The organism is Novosphingobium sp. MBES04, from assembly GCF_000813185.1.
Lineage (GTDB): Bacteria > Pseudomonadota > Alphaproteobacteria > Sphingomonadales > Sphingomonadaceae > Novosphingobium > Novosphingobium decolorationis.
In genome coordinates this window covers 2887998-2906911 of sequence record NZ_DF850488.1, presented here as the reverse complement: position 1 = coordinate 2906911, position 18914 = coordinate 2887998, and the positions used below count along the sequence as shown (strand labels likewise).

Genomic DNA, 18914 nt, shown 5'->3' with positions numbered 1-18914 from the left:
GACAAGGTGCAAGTCCTCCTTTTCGCCCGCGCGGCGCGAATAAAGTCGCCCCAAGGGGTTGTTCGCGCCACATCGGCAATTAAGCCTGCCCGGGTCATGAAAAATACAATCGCACAAAGCCTGTTCGGCACCACCGCCCTCGTTTTCGGCCTCGTTGCAAGCAGCAGCGCGCTGGCCGCGGACGCCGAGGCCCCCACGGCGATGGAGAGCGCCGAGACCGGGCCCATCATCGTCACCGGCCACGGCCTTGCCGACAGCCCGGCGACCGTCGCCTACGATGTCGAGACCATCGCGCGCGACGAACTCGTGTCGAGCGCCTCGGGCCGGATCGAGGATGTCCTCGCCTCGGTCGCAGGCTTCCAGCAGTTCCGCCGCTCGGACAGCCGCTCCTCGAACCCGTCCGCACAAGGGGCGACGCTGCGCGCGCTGGGCGGCAACGCGTCGAGCCGCGCGCTGGTCCTCCTCGACGGCGTGCCCGTCTCCAACCCCTTCTTCGGTTACGTGCCCTTCACCGCGCTTGCGCCCGAGCGCCTGTCCTCGGTGCGCGTGACGCGCGGCGGCGGCGCGGGCGCCTTTGGCAGCGGCGCGATCTCGGGCACGATCGAGCTGATGAGCGCAGGCCCTGAGACGCTTGGCGCCTTTTCGGGCACCGCGCTTGTCAACGACAGAGGCGGCACGCAAGGTTCGGTGAGCACCGCCCAGACGCTGGGCAAGGGCTTCCTCGTCGCGGGCGTGCAGTGGGACCGGGGCCAGGGCTTCTGGACAACGCCCAAGGACCAGCGCGTGGACGCCTCTGCACGCGCGGCCTACGAGAGCCTTTCGGGCTCGCTGCGCGCGGTGGCCCCGCTGGGCGAGACGCTGGAGGTCCAGGCCTCGGCCCTTGTCTATGATGACCAGCGCACGCTGCGCTTCGAGGACGCCGACAGCTCGGCCTCGGGCCAGCAGGCAAGCCTTCGCCTCGTGGGCCGGGGCGAATGGCAGTTCGACGTGCTGGGCTATGTCCAGGCGCAGGACTTTTCCAACCGGGTGATCAGTTCCACCCGCTTCGTGCGCGCGCTCGAACAGATCAAGACGCCCACGCTCGCAACCGGCGGCAAGTTCGAACTGCGCCCGCCCCTGGGCTCGGACCACGTGCTGCGGCTGGGCGCGGATATCCGCCTTGTCGGCGGCCATCTGGCCGAAGCGCCCTACAGCACCATGACCGGCCTGCCGACCGCCTTTCGCCGCGCGGGCGGCGACCAGTCGGACCTCGGGCTCTTCCTGGAGGACGACTGGACGCTGGGCAACCTCGTCCTCACCGCGGGCGCGCGCGCGGACCGGTGGACCATCCGCAACGGCTTCTACCGTGAACTGGATAGCCAGGGTTTGCTCAGCCAGGACACCCGCCACCCTGACCGTTCGGGCTGGGACGGAAGTTTCCGGGGCGGCGCGCTGTGGACGGTGAGCCCGGCGATCCGCCTGCGCGCGGCGGCCTACACCAGCCTGCGCCTGCCCACATTGAACGAACTCTACCGCCCCTTCGTGGTCTTCCCGGTGACGACCAACGCCAACGCCGATCTCGCCCCTGAGAAGCTGCGCGGCTACGAGGCGGGTGTGGAGCTGACCCCGGCTGAGGGCCTGCGCCTTGCCCTCACCGCCTTCGACAACAAGGTGAAGAACGCGATCGCCAACGTCACACTCGATGCCACGACGCGCCAGCGCCAGAACGTCGATGCCATCCGCGCGCGCGGGATAGAGGCCACCGCGGCGCTCACCGTGGGCACCGTCAGCTTCGACGGCTCGCTCGCCTGGACCGATGCCAAGGTCGAGGCCCAGGGCATCCAGGCCGCGCTTGACGGGATGCGCCCCTCGCAGGTGCCGCGCCTCGCCGCGAGCGCGACGCTGGGCTGGAGGCCGCGCGCGGGCTGGCACCTGGCCGCCACACTGCGCCACGTCGGCAAGCAGTACGAGGACGACCAGGAGACCGATGCCCTTCCCGCCGCGACCACGCTCGACGCCTTCGCGCAGGTTCCGCTGGCAGGTCCGCTCGCGCTGATCCTGCGCGGCGAGAACCTGTTTGACGAGACCATCGTCACGCGCAACCAGTCGGGCTCGATGGACCTGGGCACCCCGCGCACCCTCTGGGCGGGCTTTCGCGTGGAGATTTGATGTCCCGGCACTGGTACTTGCCCTGAGAGGTCCCTAAATACACCGGCCATGTCCCGCCTGACCGTCAATGAGCGTCCCGTCGAATTCGACATGGACCCGCAGACCCCGCTGCTGTGGGCGCTGCGCGATGCCGCGAACCTGACCGGCACCAAGTACGGCTGCGGCAATGGCGACTGCGGCGCCTGCACCGTCCTTGTCGACGGGGCGGCGCTGCGCGCCTGCCTCATCACCCTGGCCGAGTGCGAAGGGCGCTTCGTCACCACCATCGAGGGCCTTGCGCGCGACCGCGCGCACCCGGTGCAGCAGGCGCTGGTGGCCGAACAGGCGATCCAGTGCGGCTTCTGCACGCCGGGCATCGTCATGGCCGCCGCCGCGCTTCTCAAGGGCAATGCCAACCCGAGCGAGGCCGAGATCGCGGCCGCCATTCCGAACCTGTGCCGCTGCGGGGTGACGCCGCGCCTCGTGCGCGCGATTTCGCGCGCCGCGCGCGTCCTTCGCCGCGAGGAGACGATCAGCGCCGCGCCCGCGCCGGGTATCCCCACAGATGCGGCGGCACGCAGCGTGCCCGCGCTGACGCCCGGCGAGGCGCCCCAGACCAATTCCCATCCCGCGGCCCGCGCCACAGCGGACCGCCCAGCCACCTGAGGAGAGATCCATGAAGGCCACCATCTGGCACAACCCCAAGTGCGGCACCTCGCGCAAGACGCTTGCCATCCTGGAAGAGACGCCCGGCGTAGAGGTTGAGGTCGTCGAGTACCTCAAGACCCCGCCGAGCCCCGAGAAGCTCGCCCAGCTCTACAAGGACGCCGGGATCACCCCGCAGGCGGGTCTGCGCACGCGCGGCACCGATGCCATCGAGCGCGGGCTGCCCGAGGCTTCGGACGCCGATGTGCTCGCCGCGATGGCCGCCGACCCGATCCTCATCGAGCGCCCGCTGGTCGAGACCGACAAGGGCGTGCGCCTGTGCCGTCCGCAGGAAAAGGTCTCTGAAATCCTGTAAGATCGAAGCGGTTATAAACCCGCTTCACCCCGCCCTGCCTTGCAATGCGACGGCTAATCTGCCACCGCAAGGCACATCCATGACACAGACGAACCACGAGGTTACGCGCCAGCATGTCCAGCACTGAGCTTGCCCGGGAGGCCCTGCCCCAAAGGATCAAGCGTAAAGTCAAGAACGCCCTAGGCCCCTGGGGCGTCTTCCTCGAAGGGTTCATCCGCCATCCGGTCATGGTCGGCTCGATCGTCCCCTCCTCGCGGTTCGTGATCCGCAAGATGCTGGCACCTGTCGATTGGGACAACTGCAAGCTCTTCGTCGAATACGGCCCGGGCGTGGGCACCTTCTGCCAGCCCGTGCTCGACCGCCTGCCGCGCGACGGCATGCTGCTGGTGATCGACACCAACCCGGACTTCATCGAGTACCTGCGCCGCACGATCACCGACAGCCGCTTTGTCGCGGTGCTCGGCTCGGCTGCGGACGTGGAAGACATCGTCAAGGCCCATGGCCACGAGAAGGCCGACTACGTGCTTTCGGGCCTGCCCTTCTCGACGCTCCCCGATGGCGTGGGCCCCGCGATCGCGGCGGCCACCCACCGCGTGATCCGCAAGGGCGGCGCGTTCCTGGTCTACCAGTTCACGCCGCGCGCGCGCGACTTCATGGCCCGCCACTTCAAGCGCATCGACAGCGGCCTTGAAGTGATCAACGTGCCGCCTTGCTGCATGTACTGGGGCTGGAAGGACGAGGACTGAGCCTCCCCGTCCCGCAAAGGCACCTCATACGAAAAGGCCCGCCCGACCATCCGGTCCGGCGGGCCTTTTCGTATGGAGGCCACGGGAAGTCTCAGTCGAAGAGGCTGGCCTGCCCGTCGGGCGTGGCGCGCGAAAGCTGGGCGTGCACACGCACCAGCACCGCGACCAGCAGCACGTTGCTGACCGCCCCGATCAGCCCGGCGACAACGCCAGCCAGGAAGTTCGTCACCGCGCCCGCCCCGAAGACGAGCGAGAGCGGGGTGATGAGGAGCAGCGAGACCATGAAGCTGATCGCCAGGTATCCCAGCATCAGCAGCGCGTAGAAGCCCAGGAGACGCGGCGTGTGCCCGCCCGTCAGCTCCCACGAACGGCGCATGGCCGCGACCGGGTTCGAAAGCCCCTCGCGCACGATCACGGGGACCAGCAGCGAGAGGCGCACCGCCGACCAGATCGACACGCCGAAAAGGCCGATCAGCATGACCACGCCGCCCAGCGAAGCCCCGGCCGTGCCCGCCACCAGCGAGCCGAGCGCGACCAGGAGGCCCAGCACGAAGGAAACCAGCGTGATCCCCACGATATACAGTAGCGTCGCCCCGATCAGCGTGGGCACCGCGCGCAAGGCCACCGAGATCGCCTCGCCCACACTCGGCCGTCCGCCCACGCCCAGGATCACCGCGACTGCGAGATAGCCCACGAACTGGACCAGCATGCCCCCGATCCCGAGGCCAGGATCGTGCCCAGGTTCGCCGAAATCAGTGCTTCCAGCCCCTCGCTGTCCTGCGCCAGCTCCATCATCTGCTGCTGGATGTCGGCCAGGAACACGCTGGAAAGCAGCGCGGGCAGCAGGAAGAAGACGCCCGCGAGCGCCATCAGCACGTCGCGGTTGGCGCGGACCCTGGCCACGGCCTCGTTCCAGGCCAGGTTGCTGTCGAACTGCATTGCCATCTCCTTCTCGCCCGCCGCGTGTTCGCGCCGGGGTCATCTCGCAATCGCGGTCTTAGGGATAGTTGCCTTGTGAATCCACTTGATATGAACGCACGGAAGGGCCACGCAGCGAGGCATGAACACCATCCAGACTCTGCCCGGGGACATCGAACTGCGCATCAGCGGTGAACCTGTCCCCTACCGTGAGGCGCTGGCCGAGATGACCGAGCGCAACGCCGCGATTGCTGCGGGCGAAGCGCGCGAACTGATCTGGTTTCTCGAACACCCGCCCGTCTACACCGCCGGCACCAGCGCGGCTGTCTCCGACCTGCTCGACCCCCGCTTCGAAGTCGTCGAGGCCGGGCGCGGCGGGCGCTACACCTACCATGCCCGGGCCAGCGCGTGGTCTATGTCCTGCTCGATCTGCGCAAGCGCGCGCGCGATGCGCGCGGCTTTGTCCACGCGCTCGAAGGCTGGGTGATCGACACCCTCACCGACTTCGGCGTCGAGGGCTTCCGCAGCGAGGGTCGCATCGGCATCTGGACCAGCGACATCGACGGGCGCGAGGCCAAGATCGGCGCCATCGGCGTGCGCATCCGCAAGTGGGTGACGATGCACGGCTTTGCGGTCAACATTCACCCCGACCTCACCCATTTCACCGGCATCGTGCCCTGCGGGATCGAGGAATTCGGCGTGACCAGCCTCAAGCGGCTGAACAAGGACGCGGAATTCGACGTGTGGGACAAGGCCCTGCTCGCACGGGCCGACGCCTTTCTGGGCGCGCTCGAAACCCGCTGCCCCAAGGAGACCCCGGCATGATCTGCATTTCGATGCGCCGCGCCGCCGCGCTGGGGCTTGCCCTGCCGCTCCTCGCCGGGCTGGCCGCCTGCAAGGACGATGCGCGCGAGGCTCCTTCTGCCGAGGCCGCGCAGGGTGCCGAGCTCCTGCCGCGCTCGGTCGACGATGCCATGCCCCTCTACGACCAGCGCCGCTCCCAGGCCCCGCTCGCCGAGCCGGAACTGGCCGAACCGAACCAGGGCTCGGCATCGGCTGCGCCGACGCAGGATGGCGAGGACACCGCCGGGGACACCACCGAGGACGGGGCTTCCGCAGCGCAGGAGCCCTCCGCACCGGAAGAGGACGCCGCTTAAGCGGGGCGCAGGATCGGCTGGCGGCGCAGGTCTTCCCCGCCCCGGCCATCGCGCTCGAACATCGCAATCGTGCGCCGCGCCAGCGCCAGGTGCGAACGGTCGATCATCCGTCCGCGCAAGGGCAGCGAACCGACATGCGGGTTGCCCTCGAAGGCGGCAACGACATCGCGCGCCTCGACCAGTTCCTCCACCGAGGGGGTGAAAGCGGCGTTGATCGTGGCAATCTGCGCCGGGTGGATCGCGAACATGCCCGAGAAGCCGTCCGCGCGCGCGCCTTGCGCCGCGATGTTGGTACCGGCCTCGTTGTCGAAATCGTCAAATGGCGCGTCGATGGCCATGACATCGCCGGCATGGGCGCTCAGCAGCGCCTGCACGCGCACGAAGCGGGCGGTATCACTCCAGGCGCCCTGGAGCGTGCGCACCGCCTGGCCGCCCATGGCTGCGCTCAGGCCCGCCGCATTCCAGGTGAGGCCGACGACACGCTGATGGGCCGACGAGGCGTATTCGGCAATCCGCAGCGCCGCGCCCGGCGTCTCGCCGACAACCGGCATGATCCGCGTGGAATTGGCGGCGACCCCCAGCGCCTGCTCGAACTCGTAGACTTCGCTGGCCAGTTGGCGCACCGTTTCCGGGCCTGTGGCCTTGGGCAGGATCACCCCGTCGGGCGCAAAGGGCATCACCGCGGCCAGATCCTCGCGCACATGGCCCGATTCCATGCTGTTGAGCCGCACCCAGCGACCCATCCGCTGCTGTTCGATGACGTGCTGGCGATGCGCCGAGAGCCAGCCTGCGGCAAGGTCGCGCGCGCGCGCCTTCTCGCTCACCGGTACGGTGTCCTCGAGGTCGATCACGACGATGTCCGCGCCCGTGCCGATCGCCGTGCCGAGACGTTCTTCGCTGTTGCCCGGAACGAGGAGCCAGGACCTCGATTTCATGCCCATTGGTATCTTTGCCGCCATGCCCCAAGCGCGCCCCTTACGCGCTTCGGGCCGCAGTCTAGCCTCGCACAGTTAACACTTCCTGCAGTCGAGCCTCTGCCGCGCGACGAAGGGCACCGGCAGGGAGGCGGCGAGAGCCCTCGCCCTCGCCATCGCCCTCCCCGAACGCGCTGCGATCAGAGCGCCTTTTCGTAGATCACGTATTCGCGGTTGATCTGGCTGTCGATGGCGTCGGCGATGGCAACCATGCCCTGGTTGTCATCGAGGATCCAGCCGATCTCGGCGCGCTTCGCCCCGAACTTGGCGGTGGCCGAGCGGCGGATGAACTCGATCATCATGAAAGCGAGCTGGCTGGCAAGGCGCGAGGACTGCAGCTTCTTGCGCACGCCCATCAGCGGCACGCGCATGTCGGCCGGGTTCGGGCGGCGCAGCCACAGGAGCAGCTTGATGAGGCCGAGCACGCCCGGCTTGCCCTTGCCCCCGTTCACCTGCTTCTGGATGCCGTTGAGGTCCGGCAGGGTCATCATGAAGGCCACCGGCTCGCCCTCGTACTCGGCGATGCGGATAAGCTCGGGATGGACCAGCGGCTTCAATGCCTTGCCGGTGTGCGCGATCTCTTCTGCGGTGAAGGGCACGAAGCCCCAGTTGTCCGACCAGGCATCGTTGAGGATGTCGCAGATGATCCCGGCGTCGCGGTCGAAGTGCTTGAGATCGGCGTTGCGAATCGTGATCTTGGCGTTCTTCTCGCCCGAGGCGACGATGCGCTGGACGAGCCGCGGGAACTCCTTGGTCACGTCCAGGTCATAGGTGTAGAGCGTCTTCGCGCGGGTATAGCCCTCGCCCTCGATCCAGCCTGGTAAGCCGCGTTGTGGTGGCCCATCATCACCATTGGCGAATGGTCGTGCCCCTTGACCAGGAGGCCCGGCTCTTCCCAGACCGAGAGGTTCATCGGCGCCAGCACGCGGGTCATGCCCTCGCGGCGCAGCCAGCCCTCGGCGGTGTCGATCAGCGCCTTGGCGACCTCGGCATCCTCGGCCTCGATCGCGCCCCAGTTGCCCGTGCCCGGTCCCATGCCCTGCTCGACCGGCTGTTTCAGCGCCAGTTCATCGATCTGCGCCGATATGCGGCCCACGACGCGGCCTTCACGGCGCGCCAGGAACAGCTGGTGGCGGGCATGCTCGAAAAACGGGTTCTTGCCGGGCGTGAACTTGGCGATCTCCTCCGAGCGCAGGTTCGCGACCCAGTTTTGATCTGACGCATTGAGTCGATAACTGCAATCGACAAAGGCAGCCCGGTCGGCCTTGCTCGAAACCGGAGTGATGACTAGTTCGGCTTTGGCCACGATCCTGCCTTTGTTTGCGTGTAGGAAATGGGAATGAATTGAGGCGAACTGCGACCGGAACCGGTCTCTTGTCAAGCGGCGTACACGGTGAGGCTGTGCACGCCAAAGACGAAAGGCGCCCGTTTCCGCCCCCGGATCGCCCCGACCTCGCGAAGGTCACAAGTGGAATTGATGAAATGAGTGCCCAGAAAGCCCTTGAAGTGAACCCGCAGCCTTGTGAAGGCGCCGCCGCCGCGCCCGCACAGGCGCGCGTGCGTGCCGTCGCGCCGGGAACGACCGGGAGCTGGCATGCCCAGATCCCCGAGGACCGCGCGATGCTGCGCGCCGCCGCCCAGCTGACCCGCGACATCGCCCGGGCCCGCCCCGAGATCTACTGGCCCGACATGCTCGGCTCGGCCGCGCTGGGCTACGCCGCGCTGGCGGGCGCGATCCTGGTGGAGAGCACGCCTCTGGCCGTGGCGCTGGGCCTGTTCGCCGCGATCGCGCTCTACCGCGCGCTCCTCTTCATCCACGAGATCACCCACATGCACCGCGATGCCCTGCCGGGTTTCCGCTTCGGCTGGAACCTGCTCGTGGGCATCCCGATGCTGATCCCCTCGTTCATGTACGAGGGCGTCCACGCGCAGCACCATTCGCGCAAGCGCTACGGCACCATCGCCGATCCCGAGTACCTGCCGCTCGCGCTGATGAAGCCCTGGAGCCTGCCGGTCTTTGCCCTGACCGCGATCCTGCTGCCGCCGGCCCTGCTCATCCGCTCGGCCATCCTCGTGCCGCTCGGCGTCATCATCCCGCCGCTGCGCACGCTGGTGTGGGAGCGCGCCTCCGCGCTGGCCATCAACCCCCGCTACCGCCGCGAGAAGCCCAAGGGCGACTTTGCGCGCATGGTCTTCTGGCAGGAGCTGGGCTGCTCTCTCTGGGCCATCGCCGTCCTTGCCGCCAGCTACAGCTACGGCTGGCGCCCGCTCATCATCGCCCTTTCGGTGGTCTCGCTGACCGCCTTCCTCAACCAGGTCCGCACGCTTGTCGCGCACCTGTGGGAGAACGAGGGCGAGGAGATGACCCTGACCGCGCAGTATCTCGATTCGGTGAACGTGCCCCCGCCGGGCTTCCTCTCGCCGCTCTGGGCGCCCGTCGGCCTGCGCTTCCACGCGCTGCACCACCTGCTGCCCTCGATGCCCTACCACTCGCTGACCGAGTGCCACCGGCGCCTGAGCGCCCACCTGGGCCTGGAATCGACCTACGAGAAGGCGAGCTACCCCGGCCTCCTGCCGCTGCTCGGGCGGCTCGTGCGCGGGACGATGTCGCGGCGCTGAGATACGAAAAAGCCGGCGCTGCGCCGGCTTTTTTTTGTGGCCTTGAAGACTGGCATGATCCGAGGGCCATCGCCCTCGGGCTCCCCGAACTGTCGACCTCACCGCTTTCAGCCACGTTGGCGCGCGTAAGGTGAGGTCGCCCATTTTGGGGTCCAAGGGGCGATGGCCCCTTTATCTTGTACTGCTTCTATTCCTCGGTCCGCACCAGCACCGCCTCCCCGATGAGGGCGAAGAGCACGAACGGCGCCCAGGCCGCGACCAGCGGGGGGTAGCCGCCGAAGTTGCCCATCGCGAGCGCGGCGTTGTCGAGCACGAAGTAGGCAAAGCCCAGCGCCATTCCCGCGATCGAGCGGATCAGGAGCTGGCCCGAACGGGCAAGTCCAAAGCCCGCGACAGCGCCCAGCAGCGGCATCAGGATCGAGGACATGGGCCCGGAAATCTTGTGCCACCAGGCCGCCTCGAGCGAGCTTGTCCGGCGCCCGGCGACGCGCAGCGCCTCGATCGAGGTGCTGAGGGTGAAGATGTCCTGCGAATTGGCATCGACCTTGGACAGCGTGACCTTGCCCGGCGTCACGTCCTTGGCGACGACAACCGCAGGGACCTGCGTGGTCGTGGTGGTCGCCACCTCGAAGACGGTCGCGTTCGTCATCTTCCAGCCCGGATTGGCGTAAGTCGCCCGGTCCGCGCGCACCTGCTGCACGATCATGTCGTTCTCATCGCGCGCGTAGAAGGTGACGCCATTGAGGATCAGCCCGGCACCCTCGCCCGTCATCGTGCGCGCGGTCATCAGGTTCTGCCCATCGGCAAGATAGATGTTGCTGCGCACGCCCGAATCCTCGGGCACGGGCCCGTAGTCGACCGAACTCCAGGCATCGAGCGTCGCCGTCGCGCGGGTCACCACGCGCTCGTTGAAGACGAAGCTTATGCCCGCAATCACCGTCGCGCTCATCAGGAGCGGCGCCAGGACCTGGTGCGCCGAGAGCCCGGCCGCCTTCATCGAGATGACCTCGCTGTTCTGGTTGAGCGTGGCCAGCGTGATGATCGTCGCCAGCAGCACCGAATAGGGCAGGAAGCGCGCGATCAGCTGCGGCACGCGCAACGAGACGTAATAGAGAAGCTGCGATTCGCCGTTGCTGGGATAAGCCAGGATGTCGCCGCTCTCCCCCAGGAGGTCGAGCACCTGGAGCACCAGGACCAGCATCACCAGCATGGCCGCGATACGGGTCACGAAGAGGCGTGCAAGATAGAGCGTCAGCGTGCGCGAGGGGAAGAATTCCAACTGCATCTCAATTCTGGTCCTGCGGCTCGGGCAGAACCGGGCCGTGGCTGCGACGACGGCGGCGCAGGAGCGACTTCAGACGCTTGGTAAGCACCTCGAAGCCCTTCTCCAGCCAGCCGATGGCCTGGCCGCCGGGCACGTAGGCCACGCGGTAATACATCCAGAGGATCAGCGCGGCGAGCACGAGGAACGGCCCCCAAAGGCCGATCACGGGATCGATCCGGCCCAGCGCGGCCACATCGCTCGCGTACTGGTTGACCTTGTGATAGGCGACGATGATCACGATCGAGACGAACAGACCGAGCGAGGAGGTCGAACGCTTGGGCGGGATCGCAAGCGCCACGGCCAGCAGCGGCAGCAGCAGCATCATCACCACCTCGACCATGCGGTAATTGAAGTTGGCCTGGCTGGAGGCGCGTTCCTCGGCGGTCTGCGGACTGTCCTTGTTCCAGCCCAGCTGCATCAGTTCGGGCAGCAGGTACTCGCGGCTCTGGCCGCCGCGCTGGCGGAAGTTCTCGATCGCGGGCAGGTCGATCGGCAGGTCGTGCCGGGTAAAGGACAGGACACGCGGCGCATCGCCGGGCATGTCCTGAATGATCTGGCCGTTCTCGAGGCGCAGGATGATCGTGTCGGGCGAACCCTGGAGCGCCATGAAGCGGCCCTCGCGCGCCGAGATCGAGAGCACCTGCCCCTTGGAGTTGGCAACGCGCGCGAAGATGCCCATGAGGCGGCGCCCCTCATCCTCGCTGGCATCGATGCGCAGGGCAATGCGGTCCTCCAGCGTGGTGAACTCGCCCACCTTGATCGAGGCGCCGAGCGCGCCCGACTGCAGCTCGTAGTTGAGCTCTTCGTAGTAGTAGCGCGAGAGCGGCTGGAGGTAGCCGACGATGGCGAAGTTCACCCCCACCAGCACCAGCGTGATCATGTAGGGCACGCGCAGCATGCGCGTGTAGCTGAGGCCCACCGCGCGCATCACGTCGAGTTCGCTCGACGTCCAAGCTTGCGGAAGGCGAGCAGGATGCCGAGCATGAGGCCGAGCGGGATCGCCAGGCTCGCGTACTCGGGCAGCATGTTGACGAGAAGCTTGAAGACAACGCCGACCGGCCCGCCTTCGGTTGCCACGAAGTCGAACAGGCGCAGCATCTTGTCGAGCACCAGCAGCGAGGCGGCGAGCACGAAGATGCCCAGCATCGGCATGAGCACGAGGCGCAGGATATAGCGGTCTATGGCGTTCAGAAATTTCACGTAGTCGTCATCACAGCGCCGGGTTCGCCATGGGCCTTAACGGCTCGTTCGCCTCGGGAAAAGCGAATTGTCGAGCCCGCCGCGCGCGCCGCGATGCGTTCGAGGCAATTGGGATGTACACGGGAGGCATGTCGGGAACCCCGAAAGGGAATGGACATGTCCAACGAACGTGCGCCACGCGCGTTCCCTGTCCGGACGCGCGAGGCCGAACCGTCCGGGGCCTGCACCCGTGGCCGCTCAGGCCTTTTCCAGGGTGCACTGGAGCGGATGCTGGTTCTGCCGGGCGAAATCCATCACCTGGTTCACCTTGGTTTCCGCGATCTCATAGGGGAATATCCCGCAGACGCCGACGCCCTTCTGGTGGACATGAAGCATCACGCGGGTCGCCTGCTCGAGGTCCATGTGGAAGAAGCGCTTGAGGACCATCACGACGAACTCCATCGGCGTGTAGTCGTCATTCAGCATCAGGACCTTGAACTGGCTGGGCTTCTTGGGCTTGGCGCGGGTCTTGGTGGCGATGCCGACCTGATCGTCGTCACCTGTACCGGGTCCGTCCTCCCCCGCTCCGGTGGCGACAAGAGGGGATACGCGGCGCAACAGGGAATCGTCGAAGGGGTAAGCCATAGAGCCTGAATATCGCAAAGGGAGCCTCTTTCTACAAGACGCTCCCTTGGCTGGGTCTGAGTATATGCGTCACGGCGAGAGGGGGACGCGGCCAAAACCCCATCCCCATCAAACCGTTAGCGAAAAGGGGTGATCAGGCCGAAGTGGCCTTGCGCGCCTTTTCCATGGCCATGCTGACGCGGCCCGAGAGCGGGGCGAAGGCATCGCTCATCAGCTTGAGCATGGCTTCGCTGTTCTTCGAGCTGGTCGCCACGGCGGTGTCGAAGTTCTTGCGGACCATGTCGCCCTGGAGCTTGAAGAAGTCGGTCGGCGACTTGGCGGCGGCGAGTTCCTTGATGTCACCCGACATGGTCTCGAACGCCGAGCGTCCTTCGGTGACCATTTCCGAACCGAAGCTCTGCATGCCCTCGGCAAAGATCTTGCCCGATTCCATCATTGCTTCGACGTTACCCTTGGTGAAATCGGATGCTTCGCCCATCATCGACGTACCCTTCTCAAAGGCTTCCTTGGCCTTGCTCTGGGCCTGTGCCATCGCGTCCTGGAAGCTGGTGAAGTTAGCGCTCATGTCCATTGTCGTATCCTCGAGCATGAAGTTGTTGAGTAGCCCGGCAAACGCGGGAGCAGTGGATGAAGGAGCGGTCTTGGGCGCCGCCTTGGGTTTCGCCACCTTCGGGCTTGCCCCGGCCTTCGCCGGCTTCTCTTCAGCCTTGGTGACAGTCGGTTTCGGCGCGCTGGGAGCGGCCGGTTTCTTGGGTGCGGGCGCGCTTGCCTTGGGAGCAGCTGCGGCCTTCGCCGGAGTTTTCGTCGCCGCGGCCTTTTTGGGGGCCGCCTTCCTGGCCACCGGCTTCTTCGCCGCGGGAGCCTTGGGGGCCGGAGCCTTCGGAGCGGGAGCCTTTGCCGCGACCTTGGGGGCCGGAGCGGGTTTTGCCGCGGGTTCCGGCGCCGCTACGGGAGCCGGTGCCGCCTTGATTTCGTCCGCCTTGGCCGAAGCATCGGCCTTGGGCGCATCTTCGCTTTTCGGAACTTCGTTTTCAGCCATCCCGCGAATCCAGCCTCTCGTGCAGTGTCACGTCCGGAAGATACTCAAAGCATTCGAAAAGCTGCCTTGAAGAGCGCGCCCGAACATCCTTTGTTGCAGTGCACAATACGCTTCAAGCCCCCTGCCGTCAAGGTCGACTGCCTCCAGTTCGCATGCAATCCATCGCATTGCAGCATGAATTGACGAAGGTGTCAGAAAGTTAACCTGCGACCCGCGCTCCTGGTTCCTTCACCCGGTGAACTGGCAGGCGCGGGCTCAGCGTGTCATCACGTAGCGGCCGGGTGCATCCTCGAGCACCGTATCCCCGCGCCCGCCCGGTCGGCGCTTGCCGCGTGCGGGAACTTCGCCTGGTGTACGAGCCTGCAGCCACGCGGCCCAGTGCGGCCACCAGCTGCCCTTCGTCTCCGTGGCCCCGGCGATGAAGTCGGAGAGGTCCTGCACGTCGCCCGCGTTGGTCCAGTACTGGTACTTGTTGGCCGAGGGCGGATTGACCACGCCCGCGATATGGCCCGAGCCGGCCAGCAGGAAGGTCCAGTCCCCGGCCAGGTAGCGCGTCAGCTTCCACACGCTCTCGGGCGGGGCGATGTGATCCTCGCGGCCCGCCTGGATGTAGCAGGGCGTGACGATGCGGTGGAGGTCGATCGGCTCCCCCAGCGCCTTGAGCGAATCCGGTACGACCAGCCGGTTGTCGCGGTAGAGATCGCGCAGGTAATGCTGGTGCCAGCGTGCCGGCAGGTTGGTCACATCCCCGTTCCAGTGGAGCAGATCGAAGGCGGGATGCTCCTCGCCCTTGAGGTAGTTCTTCTCAACGTAGTTCCAGATGAGGTCGTTGCCGCGCAGCAGGTTGAAGGTCGCGGCCAGGTAGCGCCCGTCGAGATAGCCCTCGGGCGAGAGCAGCGCGAGGTTGTCGATCTGCTGGCTGTCGACGAAGTTCTTGAGGTCGCCCGCCTCCTCGAAATCGACCTGCGCTGTAAAGAAGGTCGCGCTCGCCACCTTGTCCGCCTCGCCGCGCCGTGCCAGCAGCGCCAGCGTCGCGGCGAGCGTGGTCCCGGCCACGCAGTAGCCGATGGTGTGGACGGACGGCACCTTGAGGCGCGCACGCACCAACTCGATCGCCTCGATCTGCGCGGCGATGTAATCGTCCCAGACCACGTCGGCCATGGTCTCGTCGGCCGACTTCCAGGACACCATGAAGACGGTGATGCCCTGTTCCACCGCCCAGCGCACGAAGCTCTTCTTCGCGTTGAGATCGAGGATGTAGAAGCGGTTGATCCACGGCGGGAAGATGACGAGCGGGGTCTCCATAACCGCGTCGGTCGTCGGCGTGTACTGGATCAGCTGGAACAGCGGCGTCTCGTGGACCACCTTGCCCGGCGTCACCGCGATATTCTCGCCCAGCGTGAAGAAGCCGGTGTTGGAATGGGTCAGCTGGCCCTTGCGCAGGTCCTCGACGAAGTTCTGGAAGCCGCGCACCAGGCTCTCGCCCCCGGTGCGGCTGGCCTCGGTCATGGCGACCGGGTTGGTCAGCGGAAAATTGGCCGGGCTCAGCGCATCGACGAGCGCGCGCGTCGCGAACAGGAGCTGCGCCTTGCGCGCAGGCTCCATGCCTTCGGTCGCCTCGGCAAGGCCGATGAGCTCCTGCCGGAACATGAGGTAAAGCTGGTGGATGAGCGCGAAGAAGGGGGTGGAGCGCCACTCCTCGGCCCCGAAGCGCGCGTCGCTCAGCGGCAGCTCGGGCGCATCGCCAGCGCCCGCCTCGCTGGCGACGTGGGCGTGCTCGCCGATGCCGTAGCGCGCGAGCACGGCCTGCGCGAGTTCGAGCCCCTGCGTCCACAGACGCTGCTGCACCTCGGGCCGCGACAGGGGCAGGAGGCGCATGACCGATTCGAGCGTGCCGATCCACTTGAGCGGATCGCTGAAGTGCCCGGCATTGCTCTTGCCGCCGCCCTGGAACTGCTCGACCTGGTAGTCGGTCCAGATGGACTGCATACGCTCGGCGATCTGGGTCCAGTGCACCACGCTTTCGGCCTGCGCGCTGCCCTCCTGGGGCGCCAGGAGCCCGAACAGCTCGGTCATCCCCTTGGTCTGGTTCTGCAGGATCTCGCTCAGAAATTCAGTGGCGTCGTGCGCCATGCGGCCAGCTCCTTCCCCGTCTCTCGCGCTGCGCCCCTCGGGCACTGGGTCGCCCCTGTCTGCGGCATCGCAGCGGACCTGTCGAGGGGCTTTGCACGGGCGCTGCGGCAAACCGCCCCTGCGGCGCGCGCAACAAAATTTGCGCAAGAGACCCATTTGCGTAGGCTTCGTTATCCACTAGAGGGGCGCATAGGCATTCCCGCCGCCCACAGACACGGATTTTAGAAGATAGGTCATGGAAGACGAGTTCTACCGCATCAAGCGCCTGCCGCCCTACGTTATCGCCGAAGTCAACGCGATGCGTCACGCGGCCCGGCGAGCGGGACAGGACATCATTGACCTGGGCATGGGCAACCCCGACCTGCCGCCCCCGCAGCACGTCATCGACAAGCTGTGCGAAGTGGCGCGCAAGCCCGACGCGCACGGCTATTCGCAGTCCAAGGGCATTCCCGGCCTGCGCCGCGCCCAGGCCAACTACTATGGCAACCGCTTCGGCGTCGACGTCGATCCCGAGACCGAAGTCGTCGTCACGATGGGCTCCAAGGAGGGTCTCGCCAGCCTCGCCACCGCGATCACCGCGCCGGGCGACGTGGTCCTGGCCCCCAACCCCAGCTACCCGATCCACACCTTCGGCTTCATCATCGCGGGCGCGACGATCCGCTCGGTGCCGACCACGCCCGACGAGCACTACTGGGAGCAGCTCGACCGCGCGATGGCCTTCACCGTGCCGCGTCCCTCGATCCTGGTGGTGAACTACCCCTCGAACCCGACCGCCGAGACGGTGGACCTCGCCTTCTACGAGCGCCTCGTCGCCTGGGCCAAGGAGAACAAGGTCTGGATCCTGTCCGACCTTGCCTATTCCGAGCTCTACTACGACGGCAACCCGACCCGCTCGATCCTCGAGGTGCCCGGCGCCAAGGACGTCGCGGTGGAATTCACCTCGATGTCGAAGACCTATTCGATGGCGGGCTGGCGCATGGGCTTTGCGGTGGGCAATCCCAAGCTGATCGCGGCGATGAGCCGCGTGAAGTCCTACCTCGACTACGGCGCCTTCACCCCGATCCAGGCGGCCGCCTGCGCCGCGCTCAACGGCCCGCAGGACATCGTCGAGAAGAACCGCCAGCTCTACCAGAAGCGCCGCGACGTGATGGTCGAGGCCTTCGGCCGCGCCGGATGGGAGATCCCCAGCCCCAAGGCCTCGATGTTCGCCTGGGCCCCGCTGCCCCCTGCACTCAAGGACATGGGCAGCCTGGAATTCTCCAAGCAGCTCCTGACCGAGGCCGAAGTCGCCGTGGCGCCGGGCGTCGGCTATGGCGAGGACGGCGAAGGATTCGTGCGCATCGCCATGGTTGAGAACGAGCAGCGCCTGCGCCAGGCCGCGCGCAACATCAAGCGCTTCCTGAACAGCAAAGGCGTCAACAGCGGCGCAACTTCCTAGAAACGTGTACTTTCCAACTTCTACGTAGTCATACCTGTAATATTTTTGCAGTTGTTGCTCCCCCCCATCCGACCCACTGTGCCCTTGGAAAGAAACCGCAGTGAGACTTTGCGATTGGGGGGAAACACATGGCGCAGGCCCATAGTACGAAGGTTAACAGTAGAACATTCCGCTGGCTGGGCGCGAAGCCGCTTCCGGCCAGCCACGATCTGCGGATACGGGGCTGGCACCTCGTAACGAGCGAAGGTTCGAATGAACCCGATCAGGGCACCCTCAGCCTCATGGATCTCGCGTCTTACGAGACCATGTGCGAGAGCGACGCGGACGCCGCGTTGAGCTGGGCCTGCAAAAAATCGATCATGGTGATCGATGTCGTTTCGAGCCGGGCGCGCGCCGACCTGCTCCACGTCGGCATCGGCGATGCCATTCCGGCAGATGTCTGCCTCGAGGAACTCGACGCGCGCGGGCGCGTGCTCATGGAAGCGATCAAGAGCCTTCCGCGCGTGCGTCGCCTTGACCGCCTTCGCCTCGATCTGCTCGCGCGCGAGGGCTACCACGAAGACACGCCGCTCAATCTCAATCCGCGGGAATTTGCCCTGATCTGGCGGCTGGCGGAGAACATTGACCGGCCGGTCAGCAAGCAATCGCTGATCCACGATGTGTGGCGCATGGGATTTGTGCCGGAGACCAACAGCATCGCGGTGCATATGTCGCGCCTGCGCCGCAAGCTCGCGCATGTCGGCATCCGCGACCTGATCGAGACGATCCCGGGCGGCGGCTATTCGCTGCGCAACCCGCACACGCAGGGCCCCTCTCGCAACGAGAGCCGGAGCGTAGGCACGTACTCCAGGCCACATCCCATGGCGCAGGAAAGCCAGAGCCTGGCGAACTGACACCAGACCGTGATGCCGCTGTCCATGGGCTCCCCCCGGCCCCCTGGACGGCACATCAGCTACCTCGCACCCAATCCATCAGACAGAGCCTGCGCTCAGCGGCGCAAGAGCGCGGCCAGGTCCTCCGGCGTATTGACGTTGACCAACGGCCCCTCGCACGCAACCCCGCGCGCGCCGATGCTCTCGGCCAGGCGGCGCATCGAGTGACGCCCCTCTCCCATCAGGATCGCGTCTGCCGCCGCGAACGCCGCGACGGGCCAGTGCCCGATGACCGGTTGGTCCAGAAGGAAAGCCGGCGCTGGCGAAAGCCGGGCCAGCAGGTCCTGGGGCAGAAGCGGACAATCCACCGGCGCACTGAGGACGGAGGCAAACGCCTGCTCACGCCCATGCCGCAAGGCTCCGGCAAGGCCCGCCAGAGGCCCCATTCCGGGACGCGGCCAATCGGGAAGCACCGGCACGGGCGCGTCCTGTCGGCCCACGACAACGACCTCGTCGCACCACGCCTGCAACTGCGCGACCGCTCTTTCCAGCAAGCTTTCGCCCGCAAAGCGCGCGAGCGCCTTGTCCGTGCCGAAACGGCGCGACTGGCCACCTGCCAGCACCACACCCAGGATCATGCTTGCGCTCCTTGCCGCCTCCGCACGTCATGTGCCCCGCCACGATGGCGCAGCAGCCCCCGTCCCTGCAAGCCTCCCACTTCC

The 18914-nt window shown here is 66.7% G+C and carries 17 protein-coding genes and 3 pseudogenes; 10 read left to right on the top strand and 10 right to left on the bottom strand.

Annotation, left to right across the window (positions count from 1 at the left end; genetic code table 11):
* Positions 1-96 precede the first annotated feature (96 nt).
* From MBENS4_RS12970 to MBENS4_RS12955, 4 genes are all read left to right on the top strand, one after another.
* Positions 97-2148: a TonB-dependent receptor gene (locus MBENS4_RS12970; protein WP_052322263.1), complete on the top strand. Its 2052-nt coding sequence runs from the start codon at positions 97-99 to the stop codon at positions 2146-2148.
* A 48-nt stretch (positions 2149-2196) separates the two neighbouring features.
* On the top strand, positions 2197-2793 hold the full coding sequence (locus MBENS4_RS12965; RefSeq protein WP_052322262.1) for a (2Fe-2S)-binding protein: 597 nt from the start codon (positions 2197-2199) through the stop codon (positions 2791-2793).
* A gap of 10 nt (positions 2794-2803) precedes the next feature.
* On the top strand, positions 2804-3148 hold the full coding sequence (arsC, locus tag MBENS4_RS12960) for an arsenate reductase (glutaredoxin) (protein ID WP_039391213.1): 345 nt from the start codon (positions 2804-2806) through the stop codon (positions 3146-3148).
* Between the two features lie 113 nt (positions 3149-3261).
* Positions 3262-3894: a class I SAM-dependent methyltransferase gene (locus MBENS4_RS12955; protein WP_039391211.1), complete on the top strand. Its 633-nt coding sequence runs from the start codon at positions 3262-3264 to the stop codon at positions 3892-3894.
* A 91-nt stretch (positions 3895-3985) separates the two neighbouring features.
* Here MBENS4_RS12955 and MBENS4_RS12950 read toward each other — a convergent pair whose 3' ends face one another.
* Both MBENS4_RS12950 and MBENS4_RS12945 read right to left on the bottom strand, forming a co-directional pair.
* Positions 3986-4603, bottom strand: a complete 618-nt coding sequence (locus MBENS4_RS12950) for a hypothetical protein (protein ID WP_039391209.1) — start codon at positions 4601-4603, stop codon at positions 3986-3988.
* A complete protein-coding gene (locus tag MBENS4_RS12945; RefSeq protein ID WP_039391207.1) occupies positions 4564-4833 on the bottom strand; it encodes a hypothetical protein in 270 nt (89 codons plus the stop codon). Before MBENS4_RS12945 ends, MBENS4_RS12950 begins: the two co-directional genes overlap by 40 nt.
* A gap of 121 nt (positions 4834-4954) precedes the next feature.
* On the opposite strand from MBENS4_RS12945, the pseudogene lipB reads away from it, so the two are divergent.
* A pseudogene (gene lipB, locus MBENS4_RS12940) lies at positions 4955-5637 on the top strand (lipoyl(octanoyl) transferase LipB).
* Entirely contained in the window at positions 5634-5969 is a 336-nt protein-coding gene (locus MBENS4_RS24165) for a hypothetical protein (RefSeq protein ID WP_052322261.1), read from the top strand. The pseudogene lipB and the gene MBENS4_RS24165 overlap by 4 nt, the downstream one beginning before the upstream one ends.
* Here the strand turns inward: MBENS4_RS24165 and MBENS4_RS12930 are convergent.
* Both MBENS4_RS12930 and MBENS4_RS12925 read right to left on the bottom strand, forming a co-directional pair.
* The gene (locus MBENS4_RS12930; protein WP_084592153.1) at positions 5966-6904 is read right to left on the bottom strand and encodes an HpcH/HpaI aldolase/citrate lyase family protein; all 939 of its coding nucleotides are present in this window, start codon (positions 6902-6904) and stop codon (positions 5966-5968) included. The genes MBENS4_RS24165 and MBENS4_RS12930 overlap by 4 nt on opposite strands.
* A gap of 179 nt (positions 6905-7083) precedes the next feature.
* Positions 7084-8249, bottom strand: a pseudogene (locus tag MBENS4_RS12925) (N-acetyltransferase).
* A 176-nt stretch (positions 8250-8425) separates the two neighbouring features.
* Here MBENS4_RS12925 and MBENS4_RS12920 point away from each other — a divergent pair.
* A complete protein-coding gene (locus MBENS4_RS12920) occupies positions 8426-9562 on the top strand; it encodes a fatty acid desaturase family protein (protein WP_039391205.1) in 1137 nt (378 codons plus the stop codon).
* Positions 9563-9749: 187 nt separating this feature from the next.
* Here the strand turns inward: MBENS4_RS12920 and lptG are convergent, their stop codons facing one another.
* The 4 genes and pseudogenes from lptG to MBENS4_RS26690 all read right to left on the bottom strand — a co-directional run bounded on the left by lptG (position 9750) and on the right by MBENS4_RS26690 (position 13275).
* Positions 9750-10847 carry an LPS export ABC transporter permease LptG gene (lptG, locus tag MBENS4_RS12915; RefSeq protein ID WP_039391203.1) on the bottom strand — a complete coding sequence of 366 codons (1098 nt, stop codon included), beginning with the start codon at positions 10845-10847 and terminating at the stop codon, positions 9750-9752.
* A 1-nt stretch (position 10848) separates the two neighbouring features.
* A pseudogene (gene lptF, locus MBENS4_RS12910) lies at positions 10849-12086 on the bottom strand (LPS export ABC transporter permease LptF).
* 237 nt (positions 12087-12323) lie between these two features.
* Positions 12324-12710: an ATP-dependent Clp protease adapter ClpS gene (gene clpS, locus MBENS4_RS12905; protein WP_039391201.1), complete on the bottom strand. Its 387-nt coding sequence runs from the start codon at positions 12708-12710 to the stop codon at positions 12324-12326.
* 133 nt (positions 12711-12843) lie between these two features.
* Positions 12844-13275, bottom strand: a complete 432-nt coding sequence (locus MBENS4_RS26690; RefSeq protein WP_226634106.1) for a phasin family protein — start codon at positions 13273-13275, stop codon at positions 12844-12846.
* Between MBENS4_RS26690 and MBENS4_RS26685 the strand changes: the two genes are divergently transcribed.
* Positions 13274-13819, top strand: a complete 546-nt coding sequence (locus MBENS4_RS26685) for a hypothetical protein (RefSeq protein WP_242404890.1) — start codon at positions 13274-13276, stop codon at positions 13817-13819. The two genes, MBENS4_RS26690 and MBENS4_RS26685, sit on opposite strands and share 2 nt — an antisense overlap.
* Before the next feature lie 185 nt (positions 13820-14004).
* Here MBENS4_RS26685 and MBENS4_RS12895 read toward each other — a convergent pair whose 3' ends face one another.
* The gene (locus MBENS4_RS12895) at positions 14005-15882 is read right to left on the bottom strand and encodes a PHA/PHB synthase family protein (protein WP_039391196.1); all 1878 of its coding nucleotides are present in this window, start codon (positions 15880-15882) and stop codon (positions 14005-14007) included.
* 235 nt (positions 15883-16117) lie between these two features.
* Here MBENS4_RS12895 and MBENS4_RS12890 point away from each other — a divergent pair, with 235 nt between their 5' ends.
* The gene (locus tag MBENS4_RS12890) at positions 16118-17320 is read left to right on the top strand and encodes an LL-diaminopimelate aminotransferase (protein ID WP_039391195.1); all 1203 of its coding nucleotides are present in this window, start codon (positions 16118-16120) and stop codon (positions 17318-17320) included.
* Positions 17321-17448: 128 nt separating this feature from the next.
* Positions 17449-18213, top strand: a complete 765-nt coding sequence (locus tag MBENS4_RS12885) for a winged helix-turn-helix domain-containing protein (RefSeq protein WP_084592075.1) — start codon at positions 17449-17451, stop codon at positions 18211-18213.
* 95 nt (positions 18214-18308) lie between these two features.
* Here MBENS4_RS12885 and mobA read toward each other — a convergent pair whose 3' ends face one another.
* Positions 18309-18830: a molybdenum cofactor guanylyltransferase gene (mobA, locus tag MBENS4_RS12880; protein ID WP_039391194.1), complete on the bottom strand. Its 522-nt coding sequence runs from the start codon at positions 18828-18830 to the stop codon at positions 18309-18311.
* Positions 18831-18914: the final 84 nt, after the last annotated feature.